Here is a 13,884-nt window from a genome sequence, read left to right as displayed (position 1 = left end):
GCATGGAAATGCCGGAATATGAAGCGCCGCGCCGCCGGAGAAGACCCCGGCGGCGCAGGAAAAGCGGTCTCCCGCTGGTGTGCGCGGCGGCAGCACTGGCGGCTCTGGGCGTGCTTTTATCCCAGGTCCTGGATCACCGTCTGCCCGGAGACGGCGTGGCGGTGCCGGAATACGTGGTACAGGACCTTCTGCCGGTGAACGAGTGGTCCCGCCCCGGCACAGCGCTGGAGAAGATCGACGCCGTTGTGATTCACTATGTGGGCAATCCCGACACAACGGCCCAGGCAAACCGCAACTACTTTGCCTCTCTCTCCTCCGGGGAGGAGGGGATCTATGCCAGCAGCCACTTCATCGTGGGGCTGGAGGGCGAGGTGCTCCAGTGCATTCCCCTGACGGAGATCTCCTATGCCTCCAATACCCGCAACAGCGACACAGTGGCCATTGAGGTTTGCCATCCGGACGAGACCGGGAAATTTTCCGCTGTCACCTATGACCGGGTGGTGGAGCTGACCGCTTGGCTCTGCCGGGAGTTCCGGCTGAAGCCGGAGAAGGATGTGATCCGCCACTATGACGTGTCCGGAAAAGTCTGCCCCAAATATTTTGTGGAGGACCCAGAGGCCTGGGAACAGTTTCTGGAGGATGTGTCCTCGGCGGTTATTGGAGGAGGAAATTAAAAAAAATTTAGCTGCCGGTGAAACAAAACCGCCTTCAAAATCGTCTTATTAATAGGGAACGAGCCAGTGTTGTGTGAAAGGAGCCTTCCGATGGAAAAAGCGGTTGCAAGTGAAAATCTGTGGCGCGTCTGGGTGGATACCAGCCGGCGCATTGTATCCTTTCATGAGGAGGAGGGCTGCAAGCTGCTGGAATTCCGCAGCCGGGAGCTGTTTCTCAGCTGCGTGGACCAATATACGGGAATGCAGTATCGTTATCAATAAGCGGGGCGGTCACAGACCGGCTTGCTTTGTGGGGACGCGCTTTTGCGCGTCCCTTATTGATTTCAAAAAATTCATTTACAAACGGTAGCTTTCCTGCTAAACTATACGGTACGTATTTTTTAGATCAAATAAGGAGAGCGGATGACGATGGCTTCTGAATTTTCCAGGACACTGGCCCTGCTGCGGCGGGAGCGGGGGGTGTCTCAGCGCACAGCCGCCGGGGATCTGGGGGTGTCCCAGGCGCTGCTGAGCCACTATGAAAACGGCGTGCGGGAGCCGGGGCTGAGCTTTGTGGTGAGGGCCTGCGACTACTACCATGTGTCCGCGGACTTCATTTTGGGGAGAACCCTTTCCCGGGAGGGCAGCATGCTGACCCATGAGGAAGTCCTCAGCGCCGCGGAGCCTGGGAATATCCTACAGGGAAGTGTGCTGGCCACGCTTCAGAGCAAGCTTCTCTCCGGCGCCGCCGGGGTACTCTTCGGCCTTTTGGGGAAGCTGGAGGACAAGACCGCCATCAATGCGGCGGCGGCATATCTGGGAAGCGCGGTCTATCAGCTCTACCGGCACCTGTACCGCTGCGCGGGGGCCAATGAGAAGTACTTCTCTCTGGGAGCGGATACCTGCCTGTTGGGTGCGGCGGACGCGGACATGAAGCTCTCGGAGCTGCGGTATGCCCGGGCCCTGCGGGGACAGACGGAAGAGCAGTTCCCCGATCTCTCGCCGGAGGCGCTGGCGGCGGCCTATCCTGGGCGGAACCAGAGTCTGACCCAGGTGCTCAGCACGGCGGATGCCCGGCTCAGCGGGATGACGGAGAAGGCGTGATGCAGGTTCCATCACTCTCCTTTTTGGGATTTCTCCTCGTGACACTGGTCCTGTGCCTGAGCGTGGGCCGGGGCAGCCGGCAGGCCGGCAGGAAGGTGCTGGCCCTGGCCGGAGTGGTCTTCACAGTCCTGGGCGGAGGATGGAGCGGGTTCGCCGTGCTGGCGGCGGGGACGGCGGCCACCGCCGCAGTGCTTTGGTGTCTGGAAAGGCTGGACGCCCTGCCTCGCCGTTTGGCGATGGCGATGGGGTGCCTTTGGCACATCGCGGTGCTGGCGGTGTGCAAGCTGACGGGGTGGATGCCTCTGGGGATCAGCTTTTTCACCTTCCAACAGCTGTGGCTTTTGAAAGAGACGTATACCGGCCAGTACCGCAGGTCACAGGGGGACTCTCTGCTTCTCTATACGTTCTTCTTTCCCACTGTCACCTCCGGCCCCATTCTGCGGCCGGAGGAGTTCTTCCCCCAGCTGCGGGAGGCGTTTCTCTGTCCATCCTGGGGGGACGCGGCAGCGGGCCTGTATGCCATCTCTTTTGGCATGGCGAAGAAGGTGCTGCTGGCAGACCCCCTGGGCGCTGTGGTCTCCAACGGCTGGGCTCTGGGTCAGGAGCTGACCGCCCCCGCCGCCTGGATTGTGATCCTGGGGTATACCCTGCGGCTGTATCTGGATTTCTCCGGCTACTGCGACATCGCATCCGGCTGCGCCCGGCTCCTGGGCATCCGGCTGCCGGTGAACTTTGATTCGCCCTATCGGGCTCTCAGCGTGGGAGAGTTCTGGAAGCGGTGGCATATCACCCTCACCAGCTTTCTGCGGGAGTGCGTCTATATTCCCCTGGGCGGCAGCCGCCGCGGCAGTGTCCGGACCTATGGGAATATTTTGATTGTATATCTGATCAGCGGCCTCTGGCATGGGACTGGGTGGACGTTTTTGGTCTGGGGACTGCTCCACGGCCTTGCGCAGGTGGGCGAGCGGCTGTGGGGCCGGAGGCGGGAAAGGCTGCCGAAGGGCCTGCGGTGGGCCATGACCTTTCTCTTTGTGAATCTGGCGTGGGTATTCTTCCAGGCGCCCAGTCTTGGCGCGGCGGGGATGCTGCTGCGCTCCGCCGTGTGCGGCGGCTGGGGGCTTCCGCTGGAGACACTGGCGGCCGGCGCCCTGGACAGCGAGGCCGCCGCCCTGCGGACACTGCTGCCCGCTCTGGAGAGCTGGGTGCCGGGTCTGGTGGTCGGCGGGCTGCTGTGCGTGGGGCTGGCAGTCTCTTTCAGGCGGGAAAACGTGATCCGGCGGATGGAGACGGTCTCTCCCAAACCGGTCGGGGCACTCCTTTGCGGAGGGCTGCTGGCATGGGCGGTGGTGTCCTTTTCCAGCACGGCCACGTTTATTTATTCAAACTTTTAGGGGGTGAGCGGCCGTGAAACAAGCGGGAAAGCGCTGGTGCGCAGGGCTGCTGGCCGCTGCTGCGGCGCTGCTGGCCCTGTGTGCCGGAACTGTGCGGCTGGTGGACCCCTTTTTCCACTACCATCCCCCGGACCCGGAGGGGGAGGTCTGGTTTGACCAGCGGGCCCAGGGAGCCGGGCTTCTCAGGAGCCAAAGCTATGAGACAGTTCTGATGGGCTCGTCCCTGGCGGCCAACTACCGCCCCTTTTGGTTTGACGTGTTCTATGAGACCTCCACGGTGAAAGTCACCTTTCCAAACGGCGGCTTCCGGGAATTTGGGACGGCGCTGGACTACGCCTATGACTGCCAGGATGTGAAGCGGGTGATCTTCGGCCTGGACCCCAACCTGCTCGCCCGTAGTCCTGAGGAGGAGCCTGAGGAGCTGCCGGAGTATCTCTATGACAAGAACCCATGGAACGACGGGCAGTACCTGCTGAACAAGGACGCGGCGTTTCGCTCCGTGTACACAGTGCTGAAAAAGGGCCGGGGGCAGACCCAGCCCCTTCAGGATGCCTTTGTGTGGGATGGAAATGTGTTTTTCTCTCGGGAGCTGGCCCTGGCGGGCTATGAGCGGCCGGAGCCCACGGGGGAGACCGCGGCGGCGGACACCTTTCTGGAAAACAGCCGCGCCAATCTCAAAGAAGTCACCGGCTGGCTGGAGGCTCACCCGGACACGGACTTCATCTTTTTCTTCTCTCCCTACAGCATCCTGTTTTGGGATAAAATGGAGAGGCTGGGGCAGACGGAGGCCATGTTCACCATGCTGGAGGACACGGTTCAAACGCTCCTTGCCTATGACAACGCGGAGCTGCAATTCTTCATGGCGGACAGGGAGATCATGACGAATCTGGACAACTATGCGGACCATATCCATATAGCGGGGCGGGTGACTTACCGCCTGGCTCAGGCCATGCCCACAGGACAGTACCGCCTCAGCAGAGAAACTTACCGGGAAGTGCTGGACGGTCTGCGGGAATTTGTGATAAACTATGACTACGACAGCATTTGGGAGCCAGGCTGACCCAGGCTGCGGCCTCCGCTATCAAGAGAGCGCGGGAAGCGCGAGGAGTATCGGGGCAATCTTCAAAATCACTTCAGCATCGGCCGCTTCGACGTGCTTGATGCGGCCTGCCGGCGAAAGCCGTATCCATCCTCTGCGTCTCCGGCCTCTACCGCGCGAGGCGCGGCGGGGACCGGATTGAAAGCTCAAGCATTTTGCGCCGGGCAGGGCTTGGTGTGGACTTGGAGGAATCTTGTATCTGGCAAGAGAAGATCCGAATGGTTTCGCTCTTTGCTCGCATTGTCCGCGGGAAGTTCAGTTCCCATCCTCGGACGAACTGGTTTGCCCTGCGGCAGGGGGATGGCTGCGCCAAAACGCTTGGACGCGCAACCGCACGGGGGTGCGGACTTGCCCAAGGAGGTTTATACAAATATGGCAAAACAAGAGAATATCCGAAATTTTTCGATCATTGCCCACATCGACCATGGCAAGTCCACGCTGGCGGACCGGCTGCTGGAGACCTGCGGGGCAGTGGCACAGCGGCAGATGTCTGACCAGCTGCTGGACAATATGGATCTGGAGCGGGAGCGGGGCATCACCATCAAGGCTCGGGCTGTCCGGCTGACCTACCGTGCCCAGGACGGGGAGGACTATGAGCTGAACCTCATCGATACCCCGGGCCATGTGGACTTCAACTATGAGGTGTCCCGGTCCCTGGCAGCCTGCGAGGGCGCGGTGCTGGTGGTGGACTCCACCCAGGGCGTGGAGGCCCAGACTCTGGCCAACACGTACCTTGCCATGGAACACGACCTGGAAATTCTGCCGGTGTTCAACAAGATCGACCTTCCGGCGGCGGACCCCGCCAGGGCCAAGCAGGAGGTGGAGGATATCATCGGCCTGCCCGCCCTGGACGCACCGGAGATCTCCGCCAAGATGGGGATCAACATCGACGCCGTGCTGGAGGACATCGTGAAAAACGTACCCCCGCCCACAGGCGATCCGGAGGCGCCTCTCAAAGCGCTGATCTTTGACAGCCAGTATGACAGCTACCGGGGTGTCATTGTCTACATGCGGCTGATGGAGGGCAGCGTCCGGCCGGGCCAGCAGGTGAAGATGATGGCCTCCGGCGCGGTCTACCAGGTGGTGGAGTGCGGCCATCTGCTGCCGCTTGGCATGGAGCCCTGTGAGCGTTTGAGCGCCGGCGAAGTGGGCTATTTCACCGCCAGTATTAAAAATGTGAAGGACACCCGGGTGGGCGACACCGTCACCGACGCCGCCTCCCCCACGGCGGAGGCCCTGCCGGGCTACCGGCCGGTCCAGCCCATGGTCTACTGCGGCATCTACACGGAGGACGGCTCCAAGTATCCGGATCTCCGGGACGCGCTGGAAAAGCTCCAGCTCAACGACGCCTCCCTGAGCTTTGAGCCGGAGAGCTCCGTGGCCCTGGGCTTTGGCTTCCGGTGCGGCTTTTTGGGGATGCTCCACATGGAGGTCATCCAGGAACGGCTGGAACGGGAGTTTGACCTGGACCTTGTGACCACCCTGCCCTCCGTGATCTATCATGTCTATAAGACCGACGGCACGATGGTGGCGGTGGATAACCCCCATAACTATCCCGACCCCGCCACGATTGAGCGGGCGGAGGAACCCTATGTGAAGGTAAATATCATCGCGCCCAACGAGTTCGTGGGCAACATTATGCCCATGTGCCAGGACCGCCGGGGTGAGTTCAAGGATATGCAGTACCTGGACACAAACCTGGTGGAGCTTCACTACCAGATGCCCCTCAACGAGATCATCTACGACTTCTTTGACGCGCTCAAGGCCAACACCAAGGGCTATGCCTCCCTGGATTATGAGCTCTCCGGATACCGCCCCAGCGAACTTGTAAAGGTGGACATGAAACTCAACGGCGAGGCGGTGGATGCCCTGAGCTTTATCGCCCACAGGGATAAGGCCTATCCCCGGGCCAGACGGCTTTGTGAAAAGCTCAAGGAGAACATCCCCCGTCAGCTCTTTGAGATTCCCGTCCAGGCGGCCATCGGCGGACGGGTCATCGCCCGGGAGACGGTGAAGGCCATGCGCAAGGACGTGCTGGCCAAGTGCTACGGCGGCGACATCACCCGCAAGAAGAAGCTGCTGGAAAAGCAGAAGGAGGGCAAAAAGAAGATGCGCTCTCTGGGAACGGTTCAGATTCCAACGGAGGCGTTTCTGGCGGTTTTGAAGCTGGACGAGTGATTTTTTGCCCGTCTGCGAGCGGGAGCGAGCCGCCGCGCCAGCGGCGTTCAAGCGTTTTGCGAAGCAAAACCTTGGGAAGGCCGGGCTTTGCCCGACCGACCAAAATGAAATCAGGGGTCCCCGCCGCGCCCTGCGCGGTGGGGCAAAAAGAAGATGCGCTCTCTGGGAACGGTTCAGATTCCAACGGAGGCGTTTCTGGCGGTTTTGAAGCTGGACGAGTGATTTTTTGCCCGTCTGCGAGCGGGAGCGAGCCGCCGCGCCAGCGGCGTTCAAGCGTTTTGCGAAGCAAAACCTTGGGAAGGCCGGGCTTTGCCCGACCGACCAAAATGAAATCAGGGGTCCCCGCCGCGCCCTGCGCGGTGGGGCAAAAAGAAGATGCGCTCTCTGGGAACGGTTCAGATTCCAACGGAGGCGTTTCTGGCGGTTTTGAAGCTGGACGAGTGATTTTTTGCCCGTCTGCGAGCGGGAGCGAGCCGCCGCGCCAGCGGCGTTCAAGCGTTTTGCGAAGCAAAACCTTGGGAAGGCCGGGCTTTGCCCGACCGACCAAAATGAAATCAGGGGTCCCCGCCGCGCCCTGCGCGGTGGGGCAAAAAGAAGATGCGCTCTCTGGGAACGGTTCAGATTCCAACGGAGGCGTTTCTGGCGGTTTTGAAGCTGGACGAGTGAGACCGCCGCAGGCCACAGAAATTATGAAAAAAAGGAGACCTCTATGCCCCACAGGACAGAAGACCTAAAGCAAGCAATTCACCATTTCTACGAAGGACTTTTTCAGGAGGAATCGATTCAACAAAGCCGGCACAAGCGGCTGGAGCACGTTATTTTGCTGATCCGCAACCTGGCCGCCGCGCTGGCGGTGGTGCTCTTCGCGGTTTCGCTTTTCCGTGCTCCCTGGGCCTATCTCTGCAAGGGAGTTGCATATTTTCTCGGCGCGGCGGCCTATGTTTGTGAGATCGTGATTTTGACTGACTGCTTCCATACAAAAGTCCCACACTCGGAGATGTTCATGGCCTACTGCTTTGGCCCGATGTATCTGCTGCTGGGTGTCAGCTATTTCATTGGCTACTGACGGCGCCGCCTGCATGGGGCGTCTCCGGGAAGCGGCCAACATACAAGCCAGGGCGGCCGGAGTCTGCGGATTCCGGCCGCCCTGTTGTCTGGCGGAAGAGGATGGAGAGAAGCCGTTTTGCAAAAATGCACAAAAACGGTCGGTTCTATCTGCGGAAACTCTACTGCTGAACTTGTCTGGAAACGTTGACTGTTGGAGGAAAAACCATCTATAATGACTAAGAACATATAAAATAGAGAGATTTTAGGCAGCAGGAGGGCAGCTATGGAAAAGGGCTATTTGGTGCTCCAGGACGGCCAGGTGTTTGAGGGCCTTCGCTTTGGCGCCGGGGGAGACACGGTGGGGGAGCTGGTGTTCACCACCGGCATGTGCGGTTATATTGAGACGTTGACGGACCCCAGCTATGCGGGGCAGATCGTGCTGCAGACCTATCCGCTGATCGGCAACTATGGGATCATTCGTGAGGATTTTGAGGGCGCCTGCTGCGTCAAGGGCTATGTGGTGCGGGAGTACTGCGATGCCCCCTCGAATTTCCGGTGTGACTGTGACCTGGACGCCTATCTGAAGGAGCAGAATGTGCCGGGGCTGTGCGGCGTGGACACCCGGGAACTCACAAGAATCATCCGGGAACATGGCGTGATGAACGCCGCGATTTGCAGCGGGATTCCTGCGGACCTCACGCCGGTGAAGACCTACGCTGTCACCGGCGTGGTGGAGGCCGTCACCTGCCGGGAGTCCTCCATACACCCGGCGTCGGGGGAGGAGCGGTTCCGGGTCTCTTTACTGGACTATGGCGCCAAGCGCAACATTGTCCGGGAGCTTCAAAACCGGGGCTGCACCGTTACGGTCCTGCCGGCGACAACGCCGGCGGAGGAGATTTTGGCAGCAAGCCCCGACGGGGTCATGCTCTCCAATGGCCCTGGGGACCCGGCGGAGGATGTCTTCCAAATTGAGCAGATTCAAAAGCTCCTGGGCAGGGTGCCTATGTTCGGTATCTGCCTGGGGCATCAACTCACGGCCCTGGCTGCGGGCGGCAGCACCTACAAGCTCAAGTATGGCCACCGGGGGGTGAACCAGCCGGTCCGGGACCTGGACGGCACCCGGACTTACATCACCAGCCAGAATCACGGCTACGCTGTGGATTCCGACACCGTCAAGCTGGGCCGTGTCCGCTTTGCCAACGCCAACGACGGCACCTGCGAGGGCATTGATTATCCGGACCTGCGGGCCTTTACCGTTCAGTTCCATCCGGAGGCCTGCACCGGACCAAAGGACACGTCCTTCCTCTTTGACCGCTTTGTGGACCTGATGAAAGGAGGCCGCGCGTAATGCCGCTGGATACCAGTATTCAAAAAGTTTTGGTGATTGGCTCCGGTCCCATTGTGATCGGGCAGGCCGCCGAATTCGACTACGCCGGCGCCCAGGCCTGCCGGATTCTGAAAGAAGCCGGTGTGAACGTAGTGCTCTGCAATTCCAACCCTGCCACCATCATGACCGACCAAGCCATGGCGGACGAGATTTACTTAGAGCCCCTGACGGCGGAGACCATCAAGCGGATCATCCTCAAGGAGCGTCCGGACTCCATCCTGGCGGGCCTGGGGGGCCAGACCGGCCTGACGCTGGCCATGCAGCTGGACAAGGAGGGCTTTTTGGCCCAGCAGGGCGTCCGCCTGCTGGGAACCGACGCCAGGGCCATCTCCCGGGCGGAGGACCGGGAGCTCTTTAAGGAGGCCATGGCGGAGATCGGCCAGCCGGTCATCGCCTCGGATATTGCGGAAACGGTGGAGGAAGCCCTGGCGGTGGCGGAGAAAATCGGTTACCCGGTCATTGTCCGGCCTGCTTTCACCCTGGGCGGCGCCGGCGGCGGCGCGGCCAATAACCCGGATGAGCTGCGCATCATTGCCGGCACCGGCCTGGACGCCTCGCCCATTACCCAGGTACTCATTGAAAAGGCCATCTTCGGCTGGAAGGAGATCGAGTTTGAGACCATGCGGGACGGCGCAGGCAACGTGATCGCCGTCTGCTCCATGGAGAATTTGGACCCCGTGGGCGTCCACACCGGCGATTCCATCGTGGTGGCTCCCACCCAGACCCTGGCGGACAAGGAATTCCAGATGCTCCGCAAGGCGTCTCTGGATATCATCACCCACCTGGGGATTGTGGGCGGGTGCAACGTGCAGCTGGCCCTGAACCCCGACAGCTTTGAATACGCGGTGATTGAGGTGAACCCCCGGGTGAGCCGGTCCTCCGCCCTGGCCTCTAAGGCTACGGGGTATCCCATCGCCAAGATCACCACCAAGATCGCCCTGGGCTACCGCCTGGACGAGATCAAAAACGACATCACTGGCAAGACCTGCGCCTGCTTCGAGCCGACGCTGGACTATATCGTGGTGAAGATGCCCAAGTGGCCCTTTGACAAGTTTGCCGACGCCAGCCGGACCCTGGGCACCCAGATGAAAGCCACCGGCGAGGTCATGTCCATCGCCCCCAGCTTTGAGATGGCGCTGATGAAGGCCGTCCGGGGTGCGGAGATCGGACAGGACAGCCTCAACCGCAAGCAGGACCCTGAGGACACCGCCCCCATCTGGGAGCGCCTGCGCCGGGTGGACGACCACCGGCTCTTCACAGTGTTTGAAGCGCTTAAGTCCGGGGTCAGTGTGGATGAGATTTTCGGCATCACCCGCATCGACCGCTGGTTCCTCCACAAGCTTAAAAACATGGCGGAATTTGAACTGGCCCTGGGGAGAGACGGCCTGACGGCGGAGCACTATGAAACCGGCAAGCGCCTGGGCTATCCAGACGACACGCTGCGCCGACTCTCCGGCGCGGCGGACCTGCCCGTGCCTGCCAAAACCGCCGTCTATAAGATGGTAGACACCTGCGGCGCGGAGTTCGACGCGGAGACCCCCTACTTCTACTCCAGCTTCGACCGCTTCTGTGAGTCCCGGGCCTTTCCAAGATCCGGCAGGCCCGTCATCATGGTGCTGGGCTCCGGCCCCATCCGGATCGGCCAGGGCATTGAGTTCGACTACTCCTCCGTCCACTGCGTGTGGACGCTGAAGGAGCTGGGCTATGACGTGGTCATTGTGAACAACAACCCTGAGACGGTGTCCACGGACTATGATACTGCCGACCGGCTGTATTTCGAGCCTCTTTTCCCGGAGGACGTCATGCACATCATCGCCGTGGAGAAGCCTGTGGGCGTGGTGGTGGCCTTCGGCGGCCAAACGGCCATCAAGCTCACCAAGTTCCTGGACAGCCAGGGAATTCCCATTCTGGGCACCTCCGCGGAGTCCATTGACATGGCGGAGGACCGGGAGCGGTTTGACGAGCTGTTGGAGCGCTTCCACATCAAGCGGCCCCAGGGTCGCGGCGTCACCGGCATGGAGGAGGCTCTCTCTACCGCCCGGGAGCTGGGCTATCCGGTGCTTCTCCGGCCCAGCTATGTCATCGGCGGCCAGAACATGGTCATCGCCCACAACGACGAGGACGTGCGCACCTATATGGAGGTCATCCTCTCCGGCAAGATTGAAAACCCGGTGCTGGTGGATCAGTACCTGATGGGCAAGGAGCTGGAGGTGGATGTGATCTCCGACGGCAAGGACGTGCTGATTCCTGGCGTTATGCAGCACATTGAGCGTACTGGCGTCCACTCCGGCGACTCCATCGCGGTCTATCCGCCCTTTTCCATTGGCGACAAGATGCTCAAGACCATCATCGACTGCTCGGAAAAGCTGGCCCTCAGCCTAAAGACCCGGGGCCTCATCAACATTCAGTACCTGATCTACCAGGGCGAGCTGTACGTCATCGAGGTCAACCCCCGGGCCAGCCGGACCGTGCCCTACATCTCCAAGGTGACAGGCGTACCCATGGTGGACCTGGCCACTCGGGTCATGGTGGGACAGCCTCTGGCTGCCCTGGGCTACGGAACCGGGCTCTATCAGAAGCCGCCGTATGTGGCGGTGAAGGTGCCGGTGTTCTCCTTTGAAAAAATCACCGACGCCAATGCGGCCCTCTCCCCAGAGATGAAGTCCACCGGCGAGGTGCTGGGCCTGGGCAAGAACATGCAGGAGGCCCTGTTCAAGGGCCTGGTCTCCGCCGGCTACAAGGTGGAGAAGGAGAGCCGCGGCGGCGTGCTGATCTCCGTGAACCACCGGGATCAGCCGGAGATCGTGAATATCGCCCGGAAGCTGGACGAGATGGGCTACAAGCTCTACGCAACGGAAGGCACCGCCCACGAGATTGCCCAGCTGGGCACCGACGTGGAGGTGGTTGGCAAGCTGGGCCGGGATAATAAAGTGTTCGAGATGTTGGAGGGCGGAGAGATCGACTATGTGATCCTCACTGGCTCCACGGAACCGGGCTACATCCGGGATTTCATCCATCTGAACCACCGCTGCGTCCAGCTGGGAATCCCCTGTCTGACCTCTCTGGACACAGCTGGCGCCCTGGCGGATATCCTGGCCAGCCGCTATAACCAGCGTAACACCGAGCTGGTGGATATTTGCCACCTGCGCACGGAGCGGCAGAGGCTGAAGTTTGCCAAGATGCAGACCTGCGGCAACGACTATATCTTCCTGGAGAACTTTGACGGCTCCATCACCTGTCCGGAGTCGTTGTGCGTCTCCTTCTGTGACCGGCACTATGGCGTGGGTGCCGATGGCATTATCCTGATGGAGCGCTCCCAGGTGGCCGACGCAAAGATGCGGATGTTCAACAGCGACGGCAGTGAGGGCAAAATGGCCGGCAACGCCCTGCGGTGCATGGGCAAGTACCTCTATGACTTCGGCATTGTCCGCAAAGAAGAGCTGGCCATTGAGACCGGCAGCGGCATCAAGACCGTGTCCCTCTATACCTCCGACGGCAAGGTGACATCCGCCTGTGTGGACATGGGACGGGCCACGCTGGACACGGAGGCCCTGCGTTTCTCCATTCCGGAGAAGACCGTGGTGAACTATCCGGTCCGGATCGCCGGCCGGCCCTACAGCATTACCTGCGTGGACATGGGCAACCCCCACTGCGTGGTGTTCTGTCCCCGGGTGGATGCAGTGGACGTGGAGTTCATCGGACCCCGCTTCGAGCATGCGCCTTACTTCCCGGAGAGAACCAACACAGAGTTCATCCGGGTGGTGAACCCCAATACCATCAAGATGCGGGTGTGGGAGCGGGGCAGCGGCGAGACACTGGCCTGCGGTACCGGCGCCTGCGCAGCAGTGGTAGCGGCAGTGGCCAATGGATTTTGCTCCAAGGGAAGTGATGTCACCGTCCGGGTCAAGGGCGGCGATCTGGTGGTCCATTACACGGATGAGACGGTCACTCTGACCGGAGACGCCAAGCTGGTCTACACCGGTGAGGCGGAATATTGAGAACTTGACAGAAATTTATCAAAAAGGGCTTTCCACCGCAGAAAATTTGTGGTAAAATCTTAACGAAATCCAAACAACCCGGAGCTCGTTATGGACATCAAAAAAGCCCTTGCCCGCTGTGTTCCCAAGGTGGGGATGCGCAATATCAAGACGGCGATTGCAGCTGCACTGTGTGCCGTGGTGTACTATGCCTGGGGCCGCAGTCCGGCCTTCGCCTGCATCGGCGCGATTTTTGGAATGGGGAGTGACCTCTCTGATTCTAAGCTGAATGGTGGAAACCGGCTTTTCGGCACGGTTATCGGCGGATTGCTGGGAATTGCGCTGTTTCGGATTTATTTGATTTTTTACCCGGATGGACGGCACTCCCTGCTGTTAGTGCCGCTGATCTTTCTTGGCACTGTCATTCTGATTGTGCTGTGCCAAATCTTTTGGGTGGGCGGTGTACAGCCCGGCGGCGTGGTCCTGTGCATCATCCTCTTCAATACACCGGCAGACAGCTATATCACCTATGCCCTCAGCCGCATGTTTGACACGGGCATCGGTGTGCTGGCGGCTTTGATGGTAAACAGCCTTTTTCCAGGAGGATTTACCTTTGGAGCCGCAGAGCGGTTTTGCAGAAATCTTCGTCAAAAGGCAGCCGGTTCAGAAGAACTGAGTGAGGACGCAGGCGCCCTCGTTGTCAATCAAAAAAGCTAAGGCAAGGACCGGACCTCATCTGTCTGGATGGGGTCCGGTCCTTGCTTTCGGGAATATCTGTCTCTTCTCGGGGGCGGCCGCAGCAGGGAGTATCAGGACCAATGGCAATCTCACGACACCAGGGTTTGTCTGCGGAAATATCCAGCTGCTCCCGACCGCCGTGCAGGCGTCTCATCACTTGATATTCCACAGAGGTGTCCAAGCCGAATTCCATAGCTGTCAGGGATGCTCTCCACCTCAAAGCGGGACGCCTCTCATCGTTCGGCCATATTGAGCAGGGGCGTCAAGGAAACAAAAGACGCGCTGAAGCTGCGCCATGCCACGGCTTCCA

The 13,884-nt window shown here is 60.4% G+C and carries 10 protein-coding genes; all 10 read left to right on the top strand.

The features are described from left to right. Positions 1 to 2 precede the first annotated feature (2 nt). The 10 genes from KJS55_RS06875 to KJS55_RS06830 all read left to right on the top strand — a co-directional run bounded on the left by KJS55_RS06875 (position 3) and on the right by KJS55_RS06830 (position 13,553). On the top strand, positions 3 to 674 hold the full coding sequence (locus KJS55_RS06875) for a peptidoglycan recognition protein family protein (protein ID WP_318280943.1): 672 nt from the start codon (positions 3 to 5) through the stop codon (positions 672 to 674). A 90-nt stretch (positions 675 to 764) separates the two neighbouring features. Further along, entirely contained in the window at positions 765 to 935 is a 171-nt protein-coding gene (locus KJS55_RS06870; protein ID WP_187029944.1) for a hypothetical protein, read from the top strand. Between the two features lie 147 nt (positions 936 to 1,082). Further along, positions 1,083 to 1,757 (top strand): helix-turn-helix domain-containing protein, encoded by a 675-nt coding sequence (locus KJS55_RS06865; protein ID WP_213542985.1) that lies wholly within the window; start codon positions 1,083 to 1,085, stop codon positions 1,755 to 1,757. Continuing rightward, a complete protein-coding gene (locus tag KJS55_RS06860) occupies positions 1,757 to 3,148 on the top strand; it encodes an MBOAT family O-acyltransferase (RefSeq protein WP_213542984.1) in 1,392 nt (463 codons plus the stop codon). Before KJS55_RS06865 ends, KJS55_RS06860 begins: the two co-directional genes overlap by 1 nt. A 13-nt stretch (positions 3,149 to 3,161) precedes the next feature. Continuing rightward, positions 3,162 to 4,208: a hypothetical protein gene (locus KJS55_RS06855; RefSeq protein WP_213542983.1), complete on the top strand. Its 1,047-nt coding sequence runs from the start codon at positions 3,162 to 3,164 to the stop codon at positions 4,206 to 4,208. Between the two features lie 411 nt (positions 4,209 to 4,619). Beyond that, positions 4,620 to 6,425 carry a translation elongation factor 4 gene (gene lepA, locus KJS55_RS06850; protein ID WP_187029936.1) on the top strand — a complete coding sequence of 602 codons (1,806 nt, stop codon included), beginning with the start codon at positions 4,620 to 4,622 and terminating at the stop codon, positions 6,423 to 6,425. Positions 6,426 to 7,134: 709 nt separating this feature from the next. Then, positions 7,135 to 7,491, top strand: coding sequence for a hypothetical protein (locus tag KJS55_RS06845; protein ID WP_187029934.1), 357 nt, complete (start codon positions 7,135 to 7,137; stop codon positions 7,489 to 7,491). A gap of 264 nt (positions 7,492 to 7,755) precedes the next feature. Then, positions 7,756 to 8,820: a carbamoyl phosphate synthase small subunit gene (locus tag KJS55_RS06840; RefSeq protein WP_213542982.1), complete on the top strand. Its 1,065-nt coding sequence runs from the start codon at positions 7,756 to 7,758 to the stop codon at positions 8,818 to 8,820. Further along, positions 8,820 to 12,857, top strand: a complete 4,038-nt coding sequence (gene carB / locus KJS55_RS06835; protein WP_213542981.1) for a carbamoyl-phosphate synthase large subunit — start codon at positions 8,820 to 8,822, stop codon at positions 12,855 to 12,857. Before KJS55_RS06840 ends, carB begins: the two co-directional genes overlap by 1 nt. Before the next feature lie 90 nt (positions 12,858 to 12,947). Beyond that, complete coding sequence (locus KJS55_RS06830; protein ID WP_228300479.1) at positions 12,948 to 13,553, top strand: FUSC family protein; 606 nt, start codon at positions 12,948 to 12,950, stop codon at positions 13,551 to 13,553. Positions 13,554 to 13,884 lie beyond the last annotated feature (331 nt).

Origin of the sequence: Pusillibacter faecalis, from assembly GCF_018408705.1 — a bacterium.
Lineage (GTDB): Bacteria > Bacillota > Clostridia > Oscillospirales > Oscillospiraceae > Oscillibacter > Oscillibacter faecalis.
Note: the sequence above shows the minus strand (reverse complement) of the source record. Positions and strands in the feature narration are given on the sequence as shown.

Bases quoted from the DNA above. Each gene is read 5' to 3' on its own strand.
- KJS55_RS06875 (WP_318280943.1), top strand. From the start codon at position 3: ATGGAAATGCCGGAATATGAAGCGCCGCGCCGCCGGAGAAGACCCCGG.
- KJS55_RS06870 (WP_187029944.1), top strand. From the start codon at position 765: ATGGAAAAAGCGGTTGCAAGTGAAAATCTGTGGCGCGTCTGGGTGGAT.
- KJS55_RS06865 (WP_213542985.1), top strand. From the start codon at position 1,083: ATGGCTTCTGAATTTTCCAGGACACTGGCCCTGCTGCGGCGGGAGCGG.
- KJS55_RS06860 (WP_213542984.1), top strand. From the start codon at position 1,757: ATGCAGGTTCCATCACTCTCCTTTTTGGGATTTCTCCTCGTGACACTG.
- lepA (WP_187029936.1), top strand. From the start codon at position 4,620: ATGGCAAAACAAGAGAATATCCGAAATTTTTCGATCATTGCCCACATC.
- KJS55_RS06845 (WP_187029934.1), top strand. From the start codon at position 7,135: ATGCCCCACAGGACAGAAGACCTAAAGCAAGCAATTCACCATTTCTAC.
- KJS55_RS06840 (WP_213542982.1), top strand. From the start codon at position 7,756: ATGGAAAAGGGCTATTTGGTGCTCCAGGACGGCCAGGTGTTTGAGGGC.
- carB (WP_213542981.1), top strand. From the start codon at position 8,820: ATGCCGCTGGATACCAGTATTCAAAAAGTTTTGGTGATTGGCTCCGGT.
- KJS55_RS06830 (WP_228300479.1), top strand. From the start codon at position 12,948: ATGGACATCAAAAAAGCCCTTGCCCGCTGTGTTCCCAAGGTGGGGATG.